This window comes from Mesorhizobium waitakense (genome assembly GCF_056431085.1).
This window is the reverse complement of the sequence record NZ_JBWKME010000083.1, coordinates 15,931-31,301: the sequence shown is the minus strand read 5'-3', so window position 1 is coordinate 31,301 and position 15,371 is coordinate 15,931. Positions and strand designations below refer to the sequence as shown.

17 protein-coding genes are annotated in these 15,371 nt (G+C 63.7%); 10 read left to right on the top strand and 7 right to left on the bottom strand.

Annotated features, from left to right (window positions below):
• The first annotated feature begins 136 nt into the window (after positions 1-136).
• The 5 genes from AC07FD_RS18185 to AC07FD_RS18165 are packed head-to-tail and all read left to right on the top strand — an operon-like array spanning position 137 to position 4,391.
• Positions 137-1,024: a sugar phosphate isomerase/epimerase family protein gene (locus AC07FD_RS18185; protein WP_478350968.1), complete on the top strand. Its 888-nt coding sequence runs from the start codon at positions 137-139 to the stop codon at positions 1,022-1,024.
• Between the two features lie 60 nt (positions 1,025-1,084).
• Complete coding sequence (locus tag AC07FD_RS18180) at positions 1,085-2,254, top strand: mandelate racemase/muconate lactonizing enzyme family protein (protein WP_478350967.1); 1,170 nt, start codon at positions 1,085-1,087, stop codon at positions 2,252-2,254.
• A gap of 2 nt (positions 2,255-2,256) precedes the next feature.
• The gene (locus AC07FD_RS18175) at positions 2,257-2,973 is read left to right on the top strand and encodes a FadR/GntR family transcriptional regulator (RefSeq protein ID WP_095084786.1); all 717 of its coding nucleotides are present in this window, start codon (positions 2,257-2,259) and stop codon (positions 2,971-2,973) included.
• Between the two features lie 5 nt (positions 2,974-2,978).
• Entirely contained in the window at positions 2,979-3,959 is a 981-nt protein-coding gene (locus AC07FD_RS18170) for a hydroxyacid dehydrogenase (protein ID WP_478350966.1), read from the top strand.
• A gap of 42 nt (positions 3,960-4,001) precedes the next feature.
• The gene (locus AC07FD_RS18165) at positions 4,002-4,391 is read left to right on the top strand and encodes a hypothetical protein (RefSeq protein WP_478350965.1); all 390 of its coding nucleotides are present in this window, start codon (positions 4,002-4,004) and stop codon (positions 4,389-4,391) included.
• Between the two features lie 13 nt (positions 4,392-4,404).
• Here AC07FD_RS18165 and AC07FD_RS18160 read toward each other — a convergent pair whose 3' ends face one another.
• On the bottom strand, positions 4,405-5,700 hold the full coding sequence (locus tag AC07FD_RS18160) for an amidase (protein WP_478350964.1): 1,296 nt from the start codon (positions 5,698-5,700) through the stop codon (positions 4,405-4,407).
• Positions 5,701-5,820: 120 nt separating this feature from the next.
• Here AC07FD_RS18160 and AC07FD_RS18155 point away from each other — a divergent pair, with 120 nt between their 5' ends.
• Positions 5,821-6,168, top strand: coding sequence for a GFA family protein (locus AC07FD_RS18155; protein WP_478350963.1), 348 nt, complete (start codon positions 5,821-5,823; stop codon positions 6,166-6,168).
• 55 nt (positions 6,169-6,223) lie between these two features.
• Here AC07FD_RS18155 and AC07FD_RS18150 read toward each other — a convergent pair whose 3' ends face one another.
• Positions 6,224-7,132 carry an SDR family oxidoreductase gene (locus AC07FD_RS18150; RefSeq protein ID WP_478350962.1) on the bottom strand — a complete coding sequence of 303 codons (909 nt, stop codon included), beginning with the start codon at positions 7,130-7,132 and terminating at the stop codon, positions 6,224-6,226.
• Between the two features lie 89 nt (positions 7,133-7,221).
• Here AC07FD_RS18150 and AC07FD_RS18145 point away from each other — a divergent pair, with 89 nt between their 5' ends.
• Positions 7,222-7,800, top strand: a complete 579-nt coding sequence (locus AC07FD_RS18145) for a TetR/AcrR family transcriptional regulator (RefSeq protein WP_478350961.1) — start codon at positions 7,222-7,224, stop codon at positions 7,798-7,800.
• Between the two features lie 40 nt (positions 7,801-7,840).
• On the opposite strand, the gene AC07FD_RS18140 is transcribed toward AC07FD_RS18145, so the two are convergent.
• Positions 7,841-9,055: an MFS transporter gene (locus AC07FD_RS18140; RefSeq protein ID WP_478350960.1), complete on the bottom strand. Its 1,215-nt coding sequence runs from the start codon at positions 9,053-9,055 to the stop codon at positions 7,841-7,843.
• 184 nt (positions 9,056-9,239) lie between these two features.
• Here AC07FD_RS18140 and AC07FD_RS18135 point away from each other — a divergent pair, with 184 nt between their 5' ends.
• From AC07FD_RS18135 to AC07FD_RS18125, 3 genes are all read left to right on the top strand, one after another.
• Complete coding sequence (locus AC07FD_RS18135; protein ID WP_478350959.1) at positions 9,240-10,226, top strand: AraC family transcriptional regulator; 987 nt, start codon at positions 9,240-9,242, stop codon at positions 10,224-10,226.
• Between the two features lie 59 nt (positions 10,227-10,285).
• Positions 10,286-11,254 (top strand): AraC family transcriptional regulator, encoded by a 969-nt coding sequence (locus AC07FD_RS18130; protein WP_478350958.1) that lies wholly within the window; start codon positions 10,286-10,288, stop codon positions 11,252-11,254.
• Positions 11,255-11,457: 203 nt separating this feature from the next.
• Positions 11,458-11,889 carry a DUF4437 domain-containing protein gene (locus tag AC07FD_RS18125; RefSeq protein WP_478350957.1) on the top strand — a complete coding sequence of 144 codons (432 nt, stop codon included), beginning with the start codon at positions 11,458-11,460 and terminating at the stop codon, positions 11,887-11,889.
• Between the two features lie 12 nt (positions 11,890-11,901).
• Here AC07FD_RS18125 and AC07FD_RS18120 read toward each other — a convergent pair whose 3' ends face one another.
• The 4 genes from AC07FD_RS18120 to AC07FD_RS18105 all read right to left on the bottom strand — a co-directional run bounded on the left by AC07FD_RS18120 (position 11,902) and on the right by AC07FD_RS18105 (position 15,371).
• The gene (locus tag AC07FD_RS18120; protein WP_478350956.1) at positions 11,902-12,987 is read right to left on the bottom strand and encodes an ABC transporter ATP-binding protein; all 1,086 of its coding nucleotides are present in this window, start codon (positions 12,985-12,987) and stop codon (positions 11,902-11,904) included.
• Positions 12,988-13,093: 106 nt separating this feature from the next.
• Positions 13,094-14,197, bottom strand: a complete 1,104-nt coding sequence (locus AC07FD_RS18115) for an ABC transporter ATP-binding protein (RefSeq protein ID WP_478350955.1) — start codon at positions 14,195-14,197, stop codon at positions 13,094-13,096.
• Positions 14,194-14,415 (bottom strand): hypothetical protein, encoded by a 222-nt coding sequence (locus AC07FD_RS18110; protein ID WP_478350954.1) that lies wholly within the window; start codon positions 14,413-14,415, stop codon positions 14,194-14,196. Before AC07FD_RS18110 ends, AC07FD_RS18115 begins: the two co-directional genes overlap by 4 nt.
• Positions 14,412-15,371, bottom strand: coding sequence for a carbohydrate ABC transporter permease (locus AC07FD_RS18105; RefSeq protein WP_478350953.1), 960 nt, complete (start codon positions 15,369-15,371; stop codon positions 14,412-14,414). Before AC07FD_RS18105 ends, AC07FD_RS18110 begins: the two co-directional genes overlap by 4 nt.

Below are 15,371 nucleotides of genomic sequence, written 5' to 3'. Positions count from 1 at the left end.
GACCTCGCTTCAGGCCCAATTGGTCGAACCAGTTTGCGAAAAAAGGCTGGGGATGCCTTGGGGATGAACCCTTGCGTCGCCTTCAGCGATGCATGTCGCAGGCGAACCATAAAGACGAATTTGGGAAGGACAGACCATGCACCTTTCGACGCACAACTGGATGCGCGCGGAACCGCTGGAGACGACGCTCAAGCGCATCAAGAAATTCGGCTATGAGTCGATCGAGATTTCCGGCGAGCCCGAGCAGTACAAGACCAAGGAGACGCGGGCGCTGCTGAAGGAGCATGGTATCCGCTGCTGGGGCGCGGTGACCTTGATGCTGGGCGAGCGCAACCTCGCCGCCAAGGACCAGGGCCAGCGCGAGCGTTCCGTGCAGTATGTCAAGGACGTGCTGACGATGATCAGCGAACTCGATGGCGAGATCATCACGCTGGTTCCGGCGACGGTCGGTAAGGTGGTGCCGGATGGCACCGAGGAAGAGGAATGGAAATGGGTTGTCGACGCGACCCGTGAATGCTTCAGCCACGCCAAGAAGGTCGGCGTCAAGATAGCCGTCGAACCGCTCAATCGCTTCGAAACCTATCTGTTCAATCGCGGCGCCCAGGCCCTAGCGCTGGCCGACGCGGTCAGCCCCGAATGCGGCGTCTGCCTCGACGCCTACCACATCCACATGGAGGAATTTAACGTCTATGACGCGATCCGGCAGGTCGGCAAGCGCCTGTTCGACTTCCATGTCGCCGACAACAACCGCTTTGCCGCCGGCCTCGGCCAGATCGACTGGCCGAAGATCGTCGCCACGCTGAAGGAGGTCGGCTACGACGGCGCGCTGACCAACGAGTTCGTCGCCCCGGTCGACCGCACGCCGGCCGCGCCCTATCCCGACATGGTCGAGCGCCATCCGGTCGACATTTCGCCCGAGCAGCTGAAGTTCATCCAGGATCACGGCTCCAGCGTTCTGACCGAGAAATTCTACACTGACCAGATGCGCATCACCGCAGAAAGGTTGCTGCCGCTGATCAAGTAGTCGACTGCCTGTTGGGAAATTGCCCTTTCGCCCTGACCGGCGGCAGGGCCGGGGAAGACCATGCGCATCAAGACCGTCCAAGCCTGGTGGATCCGCATCCCGATCGAAGCCGCTCGGCAACACCGCAGCGACTTCGGTCAGGTGACGACCTTTGACGCCGCCATCCTGCGCATCGAGACCGATGACGGGCTGGTCGGCTGGGGCGAAGGCAAAAACGCCGCCGGCAGCGCCGGCAGCTACGGGGCGCTTGTCCACATGCTGAACCATGAGGTCGGGCCGCAATTGATCGGCCGCGATCCGGCCGACATCGGCGTCATCTGGGAGATGCTCTACAACGGCGTTCGCCACGACAGCGCCGCCCGCGCCGGCCACGCCATGCCGCAACTGGCGCGGCGCGGCATGAGCATAGCGGCCATCAGCGCCGTCGATATCGCGCTCTGGGATATCCTGGGCAAATCGCTTGGCGTTCCGGTCTGGCGGCTCCTCGGCGGCCGCAAGCTCGATCGCATGCCGGCCTATGCGTCCGGAGGATGGGCGTCCGCCGACGCCATCGGCGAGCAATTGAAATCGTATATCGCCAAAGGCGGCTTCAAGGCCCTGAAGATGCGGGTCGGCGCCATGGACGGTGCCGCGCATATCTCCGCCGCCCGCGTCCGTGCCGCACGGCAGGCGCTCGGCCCCGATGTCGAATTGATGGTCGACGCCCACGGCACCTACACGGTGGCCGAAGCCAAGCGCTTCATCCACCTCGTCGACGATCTGAACCTCGCCTGGTTCGAGGAGCCGATCATCGCCGACGACAAGCCAGGCATGGCCGAAGTGCGGGCAAGCGGTGCCGTTCCGATCGCCACCGGCGAAAGTGAGGCGACGCGCTATGCCTTCCGCGACCTTGCCGTGCTGAAAGCCGCCGACATCTTCCAGCCCGATCCGGCCTTCTGCGGCGGCATCAGCGAAGCGATGAAGATCGGCACCATCGCCAGCGCCTTCAACCTGCGCTTTGCGCCGCATCTGTGGGCCGGCGCGCCCTGCTTCTTCGCCGGACTGCACATCTGTGCTGCTTCGCCGGCTAGTTTCACCGTCGAATATTCGCTCGGCGCCAACCCGATGATCCATGATCTGATCGAAGAGACTGTCGAAGCCAAGGACGGTATGATAGCGATCCCGGAAAAGCCGGGTCTGGGGTTCACCATTTCGGAGCGGCTCCTGGAGGCGCACGCGCAACGCGATTGACAATGAAAGAAAAGAACCTTCTCGCGGAACTCGCTGCCTACCTGTTCTCCCATTCGGACAAGGAGACCGGCCGAACGCCGTCGGAACGTGAGCTGGCGGAGCAGTTCGGCGTCAGCCGCGGCCAGATCCGCGAGGCGCTCGCCATCCTCGAAGCCATGCGCATCGTCGAGCGCAGGGCCAAGTCCGGCATCTACATCGACACCAAGCAGGCCAGCGTCGAGGCGATGGCGCTGTTCGCGCGCGCCGGCCTGCCGCTCGATCCGATCCAGATCTACGAGACGGTCGAATTGCGCAAGATCCATGAGATCAAGGCGGCCGAGCTTGCCTGTTCGCGCGCCACCGAAGAGAATTTCGAGCGTCTGCGCGAGATCCTGAAAGCTTCGGAAGAGCGCATCGCCGCAGGCGAGGGCCTGGCCAAGGAAGACCGCGAATTCCACCTTGAGATCGTACGCGCGACCAAGAACAGCGTCTTCCACAATGTCTGCAGCGTCTACTACATGATGGGCGAGCAGCGCCTGCCGATCTATTTCAACGATCCCGAGCGCAGCGTGCGCTCGCATGCCGAGCACATCCAGATCTACGAGGCGCTGCTGCGCCGCGACGGCAATCTCGCCCAGGCGCTGATGAGCGCTCATCTGCAGGGCGCCGAGAGCTACTGGAAGGGCCTGATCGAGGGCCATGGCGAGGAACCTCAAAGCCCGACGCTCGAAAGAGCCTGACCGACATGGCCCGCATCCTCACCACACACCCCCTGCATCCGCGCGCCTCGGCCATGCTGGCCGGCGCCGGCGAGCTTGTTGTCGCTTCTGCTCTCGACCCAGCGACGCTTGTTGCCGAGGCGAAAAACGCCGACATTGTCATCGTGCGCGCGCCTCTGCCGCCACAGCTCTTCGAGGGTGCAGGGAAGCTGAGGGCTGCAATCCGCCATGGCGCCGGGCTCGATATGATCCCGATGGAAGCAGCATTCGCGGCCGGCGTGCTGGTGGCGAATGTGCCGGCGGTCAACGCGCGCTCGGTTGCCGAACACGTCATGTTCGCGGCACTTGCCCTGCTTCGCCGCTTCCGCATCGTCGACCGCGACTTGCGCGCGAAAGGCTGGCTCGCCGGCCGCGAGCACGCCAATTCCAACAGCGAACTTGCCGGCAAGACGATCGGCATCGTCGGCCTTGGCGCCGTTGGCCAAGCCGTTGGCCATATCGCGGCGCATGGTTTCGACCTCAAGGTGGTGGCAACGACGCGCAGCATGCAGCCGGCGCCGGAGAAAGTCGGCTTCCTGTCCATCGGCGCCCTGGTCGAGCAGAGCGACATCATCGTTCTGTGCTGTCCGTTGACGCCGGAGACGCGCGGCTTGATCAATCACGAGCGGATCGCCTGCATGAGGCCCAATGCGCTGCTGATCAACGTATCGCGCGGACCGGTCGTCGATGACGACGCCCTGATCGAAGCCTTGCAGAAACGCCGCATCGGCGGTGCTGCACTCGATGTGTTTTCGACGCAGCCGCTGCCGCCAGATCATCCCTATTTCAGCTTCGACAATGTCATCATCACCCCGCACATGGCCGGCATCACCGAGGAATCGATGATGCGCATGGGCGTCGGCGCGGCCGGTGAAGCCTTGCTGGTGCTGGCCAACAAACTGCCGGTCAACCTGCGCAACCCCGAAGTGGTCGATCACTACCGCCGGCGGTTTCCTGCGAGCGTGTAACGCATCGCCGTTTCGCCTCATTTTCTGGCGAGGCTCGCTGCCATGTCCAGTCTTCGCTCCGCGCTGTTGTTTGTTGCCACCGCTTCGACAGCCGTCGTGCCGTCGCTTGCCACGGCGGAGAGCAGCTATGTCTACTGCGACAACGGGCTGCGCTGCTTCAAGGCACCCTGCCCGTCGAACAGCGCGCTCGACCTTGCCACCGGCACCATCATCAAGGGCGTGTCGATCGACAGCAGCGGATTGCCGCAGGCCGACAAGGCGATAACGGATCTTTCAGACGCGCTTTACGCCGGAAAGATCGTCGTCAGGGGATCGATCGAGCATCGCACGCAGACCATCACCGGCAAGGAGTACAGCCTGCCCTGGCTGGTTGCGACCGGCATCGTACGCACCGCCAAGGAAAGCGAACGCAAGCACTGTTCGTCGCACTGATACTCCGCGTCGATCAAGCGCCAAGCAGCGACTCTATTTCGGCAGCAATCCGCAACAGGCGCCGGTCATGGCCGTTGCGCGCCACCAGCATCAATCCTGCCGGGCGCACCATGCCCGGCATCGGCAGCGAGATCGCACAAAGGTCGAACTGGTTGGCAACCTGCGTGTTGCGCAGCAGTAGGCCTTCGGTGCGGTCGCGCAGTTCGGCATCGTCGACCATCGAAACGATGGTCGGCGCCGTCACCGGTGTGGTCGGCAGGGCCAGCACATCGACCGATGCCAGCCGCTCGTCCATGGCGGCCGCGAGCGCGGCGCGACGACGCATTGTCCTGATGTAAACTGGCGTCGGCAGCATAGCTGCCCGCGACAAAGGCCCGCTGACATGTGGGTCGACCGGCACCGATGCCCCCGTCGCCAACCAGTCGGCATGGATCTCCGCCCCTTCCATGGCAGCGATCGAACCGCGCTTGGTCGCCGCGCGCATCTCTCCAAGCAGATCGTCTATCGACAGATCCGCCACCCCTGCACCCGCCAGTTCGACCTTGCGAAGGCATCGATCGAACGCGGTCGCCACCTCGCCTTGCGTTTCTTCGAATAGGACGCCGCGCGGGATGCCTACGCGAAGCCCCGCGAGGGAGATCGACGTCAGCGCTGCCGCTTCCTCGCCGGCCATCACGGCGTCGGCGGCGGCGCACTGGGCGACGGTTCGGGCAAGCGGCCCGATCGAGTCCAGCGTGCCGGACAACGGGAAAGCGCCGGTGAGAGGCACCCGCCTAGCGGTCGGCTTGAAGCCGACGACACCGTTGAGCGCTGCCGGAATGCGTATCGAACCACCGGTGTCGGAACCGATGGAGATTTCGCTCGTCCCCTCGCCGACGGAAACGCCGGCACCCGAGGAGGAACCACCAGGAATGCGGCTGGGATCGGTGGCATTCCCGGGCGTGCCGTAATGCTGGTTGTCACCGATCGCGGTGAACGCGAATTCGGTCATGTTGGTCTTGCCGACGATCACCGCGCCGGCCTGCCGCAACCGGCCAACGATGGCGGCGTCGCGCAGCGCAGGTGCAGCGGTCCTGAGCATGAGCGAGCCGGCCGTGGTAGGTTCGCCTGCGACATCGAACAGATCCTTGATCGAGACAATGGTGCCGTCGAGCGACCCCAGCGTCACACCGGTTCGTTTGCGGGCATCGCTGGCGTCAACCGCGGCCCGCGCGGCTTCGGCATAAAGCTTCGTGAACACATGTTCTTCGCCGGCACGGGCGGCGAGGCGCGCGAGGATGGTTTCGAGATGGTCACGGGCTGATTGCATTTCAGTGTCGGACTCCGGACGCCTTGAACGTCTTAAGAGGTAGCGGCCGGCACATGGCCTGCCGAGACTTAACCCGGCACAGGCGGTTTTGCACCCTGTCGAAAGCGAGGAAAGTATCCGATGCTCTACAAAGGCAGTTGTCACTGCGGCAAGGTCGCCTTCGAGTTCGAAGCCGAGCTGACCGGCGCCGTGCGGTGCAATTGCTCGATCTGCTCGCGCAAGGGTGCCCTGTTGTGTGCCATCCCGCACGAGACCTTGCAGGTTCTGGCCTGGGGCGATGACTTGGGCATCTACACATTCGGCAACCATGCCATCGCGCACCGCTTCTGCCGCACCTGTGGAGTCCACCCCTTCGCTGAGGATGTCGGCGAAGGCAGTCAACGCAGCGCCTACGTCAACATGCATTGCGTTTCGGATCTGGACCTTTCGAGCTTGCCAGTCTTCGAGTTCGACGGGCGTTCCGCCTGAAGCAATTGCAAAACTACCGCGGCTTTCCCGACGGAATTGCAACAACCGGATTGCCCTATCTATAGCCCGTTGCATCGGCCGGCTTGCCGGCGTCCTGGACCTCCGGCACATAACGCCAGGCATCGGGCCGCGAACCGTCGAGATCGGTAAAGCCGTAGACCTGCGCCAGCCCGCCGCTGGACAGCGACTGCCCGTTCCAGCGCGAACGATCCGGATCCGCCGCCAAGGCCGCAACGGCCCGGCCGACGAAGCGCGGCGTCTCGGATATGACGAAATGCGGCACCTTGGCGGTGGCGTCGCGCCAATTGTCCTCGCTCACGCCAAAAGCCTCCAGCATCATCTCCGAACGCAGCCATCCGGGCGTCAGCGAGATCGACGTGGCACCGTGTGCCGCAAGATCCTCGGCGTGAGCCCATGCCATGCGCGTTACAGCAATCTTGGCGAGGTCGTAGAAGGGCGACAGGCGGTAGTGGTCTGCATTGTATTCGGCGGTCCCGTCGGTGACTTCGACGAGCAGCCCGCCCGGACGTTCGATGAGCAATGGCAACGCATGGTGCGCGGTAATCAGATGCGTATCGATGCCTAGCCGCAGCATGCGCAGGCCGTTCTCCAGATTGTGATCCCAGACCGGCTTGTTCCACTCGAACAGCTTCTCGCCGCCCCAGATATCGTTGACCAATATGTCGAGGCGGCCCTGTTCGGCGCGGATACGCTCGACCAGTCTGCGCACCTCGTCGGCCACCAGATGATCTACTTGTACGGCGATACCCTTGCCGCCGTTCGCGCAGACCAGTTCCGCCGTCTCCTCTATGGTTTCGGGTCGCGCATAGTCCGACTGATGGGCGCGCGTGGTGCGCCCGGTGACATAGACGGTGGCGCCGGCAGCGCCCAGTTCAACCGCAATGCCTCGCCCGGCACCACGCGTCCCGCCGGCGACCAGGGCAACTTTTCCTTGCAACCTCATTGAACTCTCCCAAGAAGATTCATCGATCGGCTGGCATGCGCCGCCAGCATCATATATAAATGATCATTCAGTTATATTAGGATGTCAAGATGACCCGGCCAAAAACCCAGTCCGACGAGCAGGTGCTGGAAACCGCGAACCGCTTGATCCACGAGCATGGTCCGGAGGCGCTCACTTTCGAACGCCTGGCAAAGGCCTGTGGTCTCTCCGGCGCAACGCTGGTGCAGCGCTTCAAGACCAAGGCACAGCTTAAGCAGCGCACATTGATGCACGCCTGGGACGGTTTAGACGCCAAGACAAGGGTGCTGGCAGCCGGTGCGGCAAGAACCCCGGCCGGCGCAATCGGATTCCTGGTGGCGCTGTCGCAGGGTTACGGCGGTATCGAATCCTATGCCGAAGGCCTGCTTGTCCTGCGCGAGGATCTGCGCGATCCCGTGCTCAGGGCGCGGGGTGCGGCCTGGAAGGCATCCTTGTGCACTGTTCTTGCGGACTGCTTTGCCGAAAGCCCTGACCCGCCTAGCGATATCGGCCTGCTGATGGCGTCGCATTGGCAAGGCTCGTTGCTGTGGTGGAGCTTTGACCCGGCGACCGACGTGGCTGCCTATATCGCCGACAGCCTCAACCGCTTCGTCGCTGCCATCGCAACGGCAGCGGCCCGAAAACCGTGATGGTTCTCGGGCCGTTGTCTGTGTGCTCCAACGGGAGGGGCTACTCGGCGCCCTTCGGACCGCGCACCAACACCACGATCGCCGCCAGCAATGTCGCCGTGCCGCAATAGGCGAAGGCGCTGGCCACGCCGGCATGGTCGACCAGCAGGCCACCGAAGACAGCACCGAGCGCAATCGCCACCTGGAACGTCGCCACCATCAGCCCGCCTGCGCTTTCTGCCTGATCGGGCGCGGCCCGCACCAGCCAGCTCTGCAGCCCGACCGGCACCGCGCCGAAGGCAAAGCCCCACGCCGCAACCGCGGCGGCAGCGACCGTGGGCGAGGCACCGAAAACCAGCATCGAGGCAGCCGCCGCCGCAATCAGCAAGGGCGCCAGCGCAACGGCTGCCTTGAGGTTGCGTTCGGCCAGGATGCCGCCAGCGACATTGCCGAAGAAGCCACCAACGCCATAGGCCAGAAGCACCAGCGAGATCGTCTCGATGTCGAGCACCGGGACCTTCTCGAGGAAAGGGCGCACGTAGGTGAAGCCGGCAAAGTGTCCCGAGGCAACGAGCAGCACGACCAGCAGTGCCACCCTGATGGAGGGGCGCTCGAGCACATCGAGCAAGGTACGGAAGCTTGCCACGCCCACGGGTGGCAGCTTCGGAATGGTGGCCACCTGCACCAGCAGCGCCAGAGCGCCGACGACAGTGGCGATCATGAAGGCGGTCCGCCAGCCCCAGATGTCACCGACATAGGCGCCGATCGGCGCTGCGCAGACCGTCGCCAGCGAAACGCCGGTCAGGATGATCGACATGGCGCGCGGCATCAGCCGCATCGGTACCAGCCGCAGCGCCATCGCCGCCGACATCGCCCAGAAGCCGCCAAGTGCTACGCCGAGGACGACGCGGGCAAGCAGAAGCACGGTAAGCGATGAGGCGAAAGTGGCCAGCAGGTTGGAGAGGATCAGGAACATCGTCAGCATCCACATCACCAGCCTGCGGTCCATGCGCCTGGTGATGATGGCCATGGTCGGGGCGGCAATGGCGCCGACGATGGCGGTCGCCGTCACCGCTTGTCCGGCCACGCCTTCGGTGACGCCGAGGTCGCGCGCCATTGGCGTCAGCAGGCTGGCCGGCAGGAACTCGGCGGTAACGAGGCCGAAAACTCCAAGCGCCAGCGAGACCACGGCGCCCCATGCCGGCTCGGTTCGTTCATCAGAATCTGCAGGATTCAGAAGTGTGGCGTCGATGACGCCTGTCGCGGGTTCGGCCATGGTCAGTCTCCGATCTGTTTGCAGCGCCACATAGGGAACGACCGACCGGGACTCCACCCGTTACATGCCTTGCCATCTCGGCTTGGCTATGTGGCCGGTCTTCGATCTTGTTTGCAGCGCAGCATTTGGCTGCAACGCAACATAGGGAGTGACCGCCTGGAGTTTCCATGCTAGAAACCCCATTATGTTTGACCATTCGTCCAAAATCCCGATCACTGGCGACCCGCTGACAGACATATTGCGCGGCCTGCGTCTCGATGGCGTCGAATACGGTCGCTGCGAAATGAAGGAGCCGTGGGGGATCCAGTTCCCGGCTCAACCCGGGGCGCGGTTTCATTTCATCGGCCGCAGAGGCTGCTGGCTGAAGCAGCCGTCCGGCGAATGGGTGGAGCTGAATGCCGGCGATGCGGTGCTGCTGCCGCGCGGTGCGGCGCATGTGCTGGCCAGCGAACCCGGCGCCCAGGCCTGGCCGATCCACGGCTACGAACTCGAAGAGGTCTGCAAGGACGTCTACTGCACGTCGAACGCAGAGATGTGCGGCAAGGACTGCCAACCGGGAACGCTGCTGTTCTGCGCCAGCATGTATTTCAACCTCGATGGCCTGCATCCCCTGCTCGGCATGATGCCGGACGTGATGCGCACGCACGAGCTAGAGGCCTACGAACCGGGGATTCCGCATTTGCTGGACTCGATGGCACGCGAAGTGACGATGGAGCGCGTCGGCTCCGGCGGCATCATGGCGCGGCTGGCTGACGTGCTTGCCGCCACCGTCATCCGCTCATGGGTCGAACGCGGCTGCGGCGACTCGTCCGGCTGGATAGCGGCGGTCAGGGACCGCGAGATCGGGCGCGTGCTGGCCGCCATCCATCTCGAACCGAACCACGACTGGACTGTCGAGTCGCTGGCCAGGATGATGGGCGCCTCTCGGTCGGGATTTGCCGAGCGGTTCGCCACCATCGTCGGAGAAACGCCGGCTAAATATGTCACCCAGGTCAGAATGCACCAGGCGCGGCAGTGGCTGGTCCGCGACCGGATGAAGATCTCCGTCGTTGCCGCGCGTCTCGGCTATGAATCGGATGCCGCCTTCAGCCGTGCCTTCAAGCGAGTCATCGGCTCTGCGCCCAGCCATCTTCGCGCCGAAGAGCAGGCCGATATCCATCAGGCCGGCTAACGTAGGTTGGCCCGTACGGCGGCCGTGACTGGCTGATCATTCCAGGCTAGGAAATCCGCATGGATTTCAGCTCATCCAGGAACATCTTGCCGGCCTCGAGCGGTCCGCTGACCGACTTGCTGCGCGGATTGCGGCTGGACGGCGTCGACTATGGCCGCTGCGAACTTGGCGAGCCGTGGGGCGTGTTGTTTCCAGCCCAGAAGGCGGCGCGATTTCACTTCATCGGCCGCCGCGGATGCTGGCTGTTTTCGCCATCCGGGGAATGGTTGAACCTGAAGGCCGGCGATGCATTGCTTTTGCCGCGCGGCGCCGAGCATGTCCTTGCCAGCGCGCCAGGTGTCCATGCCGTGCCGATCGAGAGTTACAGCATCGAGCCTTTGCAGGACAACGTCTTCAATGTCTCGAATGGAGGCCGCGGCCCGAAGACGTTGCTGTTTTGCGGCAGCATGCACTTTAATCTGGGCGGATCGCACCCTTTGCTGGGCATGATGCCGGAAATGATGCGCGCCCACGAACTGATGGCGGGTGAGCCAGGCATTCCGCATTTGCTGGAAGCCATGGCAAGCGAAGTCACTCTAAACCGACCGGGCTCTGGCGGCATGCTGGCGCGGCTTGCCGACGTGTTGGCCGCTTCCATCATCCGTTCATGGGTAGAGAACAGTGGCAGCGACACCACCGGCTGGATCGCGGCGATCAGGGATCGTGACATTGGCCGCGTGCTGGTCGCCATTCATCTGCAGCCCGACAGGAACTGGACGGTAGAGGCCCTCGCGAGAGAGATGGGCGCCTCACGTTCGGCTTTCGCCGAACGCTTCACCACCATCGTCCGCGAGACACCGGCAAGATATGTTGCCCGCGTACGCATGCATCAGGCACGGCAATGGCTGACGGACGATCGGATGCGAGTATCGGTGGTCGCCGCTCGACTGGGTTACGATTCCGAAGCGTCGTTCAGCCGGGCGTTCAAGCGGATCGTCGGCATCGCGCCCAGCCATCTGCGCACCAATGGCACCTCTGAAGAGGGTTGAGGCTATGCCGAAGCAATTCCAGGAAAAGTGTGAAGCGGTTTTCCGCCCGGAATTGCGTCAAAGCAAACAAACCCCGGCTAGCCGGATTGGATGAATTGCCAAGCCTTCCGGACGCAATGTCATTGCCGGGCTGACTGCATGCAATAGCTTGCCATTGCACAGCAATGAGGGGCCGACGGCAAGTCGGCCCAGGAGGAGAGCCGATGTCAAATCATCTGAAGGTCCTGGCGCTGGCCGCCATGCTCGTGGTCTCTGGGCGCGCCTTTGCCATTGAGGACAGCTACGTGCCGACCGACAAGATTCCCTATGTCGCCGAGGCCCCGGACCAGCCGCAGCGCCTCGGCGCGCTTTGGGGCGACCGCGCCAAGGGCCCGGCGGGAACATTGCTGAAAGTCCCGGGCAACTGGCGCGCCCCTGTTCACGCGCACACCGCCGACTATCGCGCGGTGGTGATCCAGGGGCTGTGGGCGCATTGGCAGATGGATGGCGGCGAAGCGACCAAGGTCGTGCTGCCTCCCGGGTCCTACTGGACCCAGAAGGCCGATGAGATGCATGACGACGCCTGCCTGTCTGACACCGAATGCGTGATCCTGCTGATCAACGACACGCCATATGAGACCTACCTGCCAAAATAGCGAGGTTGCGGCCTATGACGCGTGGCGCAAATTGACGCCGCTGCCCTTGTCGAACAGCACCACCTTGTCGGGGTTCCAGGCAAAGCGCACCGGCTGCTCGATGGCCACATCGGTCCTGGCCGGCACCGTGGCGCGCAGCATCGCGTCGCCGACGCGCAGCGTCAGGATCTTTTCGACGCCATGGTTCTCGACGTCGTGGACGTGCGCCTCGACCGGCGCGCCGCTCTCGAGATAGACGTCCTCGGGCCGAATGCCGAAGACGAGCGGGCGGCCGTCGGTCGCCGCACTCGCCTTGGCTCCCCCTGAAAAAGGCAGTTCGAAATTCAGCGGCGCCATCACCGCGCGGCCGTTCACCAGCTTGCCGTCGATGAGGTTCATCGGCGGCGAGCCGACGAAGCTCGCCACATAGGTGTCGCGCGGATTGTTGTAGATCTCGTACGGCGTGCCGGTCTGGACGATGCGGCCATGGTTGAGCACGCCGACCTTGTCGCCCATCGACATCGCCTCGATCTGGTCGTGGGTGACGAACAGGAAGGTGGCGCCGAGCTGTATTTGCAGGTTCTTGAGCTCCGTGCGCAGCGCCTCGCGCAGTTTGGCGTCGAGCGCCGACAGCGGCTCGTCCATCAGGAACACGCGCGGCTTGCGCACGATGGCACGGCCGATCGACACGCGCTGCATCTCGCCGCCTGACAGCTTGTCGGTCTTGCGGTCGAGCAGGTGCTCGATCCTGAGCGTTCGGGCGGCGCGGTCGACGCGGTCCTTGATCTCGGCGTCGGGCAGCCGGCGGATCTTCGGCTTCAGCGGGAATTCGAGATTCTCCCGCACCGTGTAGCGCGGATAGAGCGAATATTGCTGCAGCACCAGCGCCACGTCGCGCTCTGCCGCACCCCAGTCGGCGACATCGACGCCGTCGATGAAGACCTGGCCTTCGCTAGGCTTCTCCAGCCCGGCGATCAGCCGCAGCGTCGTCGTCTTGCCGGCGCCCGTCTCGCCGAGCAACACGAAGAACTCGCCATCGGCAATGTCGAGATCGAGCCCGGTCAGGGCGGTGTGATTGCCGAATGTCTTCGAGATGTTCTTGAGCTGGATATGGGCCATTGTCAGTTGTCTCGATGCTTTGCGAGGACGATCTGCCCTCCGCCATGGCTCCGGGCGTTCGACTGTTCGAAAAACCAAACTGTTGGCTTTTCGCGGCCTGCGGCCGTCACAGCCTCACCCCCAGCGACTTGCCGCTTGCCGTGTCGAAGAAATGCGCCTGAGCCGGATCGATCCGGGCGAACACCTTCTCGCCTGGACCGCTGACGAAGCCGCTCTTGGTGCGGGCGCGCAGCATCTTGGAGCCGACCTTGAGGTCGACGATGTCGAAGGAGCCGAGTGGCTCGACGATCTGCGTCTCGACCGGCAGGAACCCGTCAGCCGCGTCGCGACGGATGAGGACGCCTTCGGGCCGGATGCCGAGGGAGAGCTGCCCGCCGGCATGGCCATTGAGCTTCGACAGTAGCGCCCGCGGGAATTCAAAGCCGGCGACAGCCCCGCCGACCGAGACCGAAACCGAGGACGCCGTCTCGGCCACCGCCGCGTCGGCGACATTCATCACCGGACTGCCGACGAATTGCGCCACGAACAGGTTGGCTGGGTGCGAATAGACCTCGTCCGGCGTTCCCACCTGCTGCAGCACGCCTTCATGCATGATGACGATGCGGTCGGCGAGGCTCATCGCCTCGATCTGGTCGTGCGTGACATAGATCGTGGTCGACCCCTGCTTGATGTGCAGCCGCTTGATCTCGGCCCGCATCTCCTCGCGCAGCTTGGCGTCGAGCGCACCGATCGGCTCGTCCATCAGCATCGCCTTCGGCCGCCGCACCAGCGCCCGGCCGATGGCCACGCGCTGCATGTCGCCGCCCGAAAGAGCCGACGGTTTCTTGACGAGCAGGTCTGATATCTGCAGCGTCTTGGCGACCGAGCGCACCTCCGAGTCGATCTCGGCCTTGCTCTTGCGTGTCGCGCGCAGCGGGAACGCGATGTTTTCGTAGACGTTCATATGCGGGTAGAGCGAGAACGACTGGAAGACCATGGCGATGTCGCGGTCGGCGGCCTTCAAATGCTGGATCGGTTTGCCGTCGATGAGGATGTCGCCCTCGTCGATCGTTTCCAGCCCGGCGACGGCGCGCAAGGTCGTCGTCTTGCCGCAGCCCGACTGGCCGAGCAGGACGATGAACTCGTTGTCGCTGATCTTCAGGTTGAGGTCCTTGATGACCTGGACGGCGCCGAAGAATTTCTGGACGCCGCGAAGCTCGATCTGGGTCAATGCTGTGCTCCCGGATTTCGCATCTGTCCCGTGTCCGCCTCTTCCTCCGGCGCGATCTTCGAGGTGATGTTGAAGCCGATCAGTCCGATCAGGATGATGGTCAGCCCATAGCTGTGCAGCAGCATGTTCCAGGGCTGGCAGAGCGCGATGATGCCAAGCACCATCAGCACCTGGCTGCCGGGTTCCAGATATTTCTGATTGATGGCGCGAAAGCTCATTTACGGATCGCTCCGAAGGACATGCCGCGCAACAGATGGTTGCGAAGCAGGAAGGTGAAGATCGCGACCGGCAGCAGGAACAGGAAGGTCCCTGCGGCGATCACCGACCAGTCCGGCAGGCCGGAGCCGACCTGGCTTGGGATGAAGGGCGGTGCTGTCTGGGCGCGGCGGCTGGTCATGATCAGCGCGAAGGCATATTCGTTCCACGCCGTGATAAAGCAGAAGACGGCGGTAGCGGCGATGCCGGTTGCGGCCTCGGGCAGCACGATCTTGAAGAACGCCTCCATGCGCGTATAGCCATCGACCAGGGCTGCCTCTTCATACTCTTTCGGGATCTCATCCATGAAGCCCTTCATCAGCCACACCGAGAAGGACAGGTTGAAGGCGGTGTAGAGGATGATCAGGCCGACATGGGTATCGTTCAGCCCGACCGCCCGGTACATCAGGAACATCGGGATGGCGACGACCACCGGCGGCAGCATGCGTGTCGACAGGATGAAGAAGAGCAGATCCGCCTCTCCCTTCACCTTGAAGCGCGAGAAGCCGTAGGCGGTGAAGGTGCCCATGCCGACCGCCAGCACCGTCGAGGTGATGGCCACGATCAACGAGTTCAGGAAGCGGCTCGGATACCCCGACCACTGCACCTGGCCCTTGCCGTCACGCACGATCTTTTCACCGCCGTCGAAGACGACGCGCTCCCACCAGGGAGCGGCTGCGTACTCCTCCGGCGACGCCGGGTTGCGCATCTGCGAACGCTTGGCGAACAGCTTGACGAAGGGCGATATCTCCGGCCGGAAGACGATCGTCGGCGGAATGGTGGTGGCGAGATTGCGTGGCTTGAACGCCGTCGAGGCAATCCAGTAGATCGGCGCCAGGAAGATGATCGTCACCACCAGGACGGCGACGATGGCGACACGGTTGAAGCCGATTTCGGAAGAAGTGCGCACGGCAGCCAT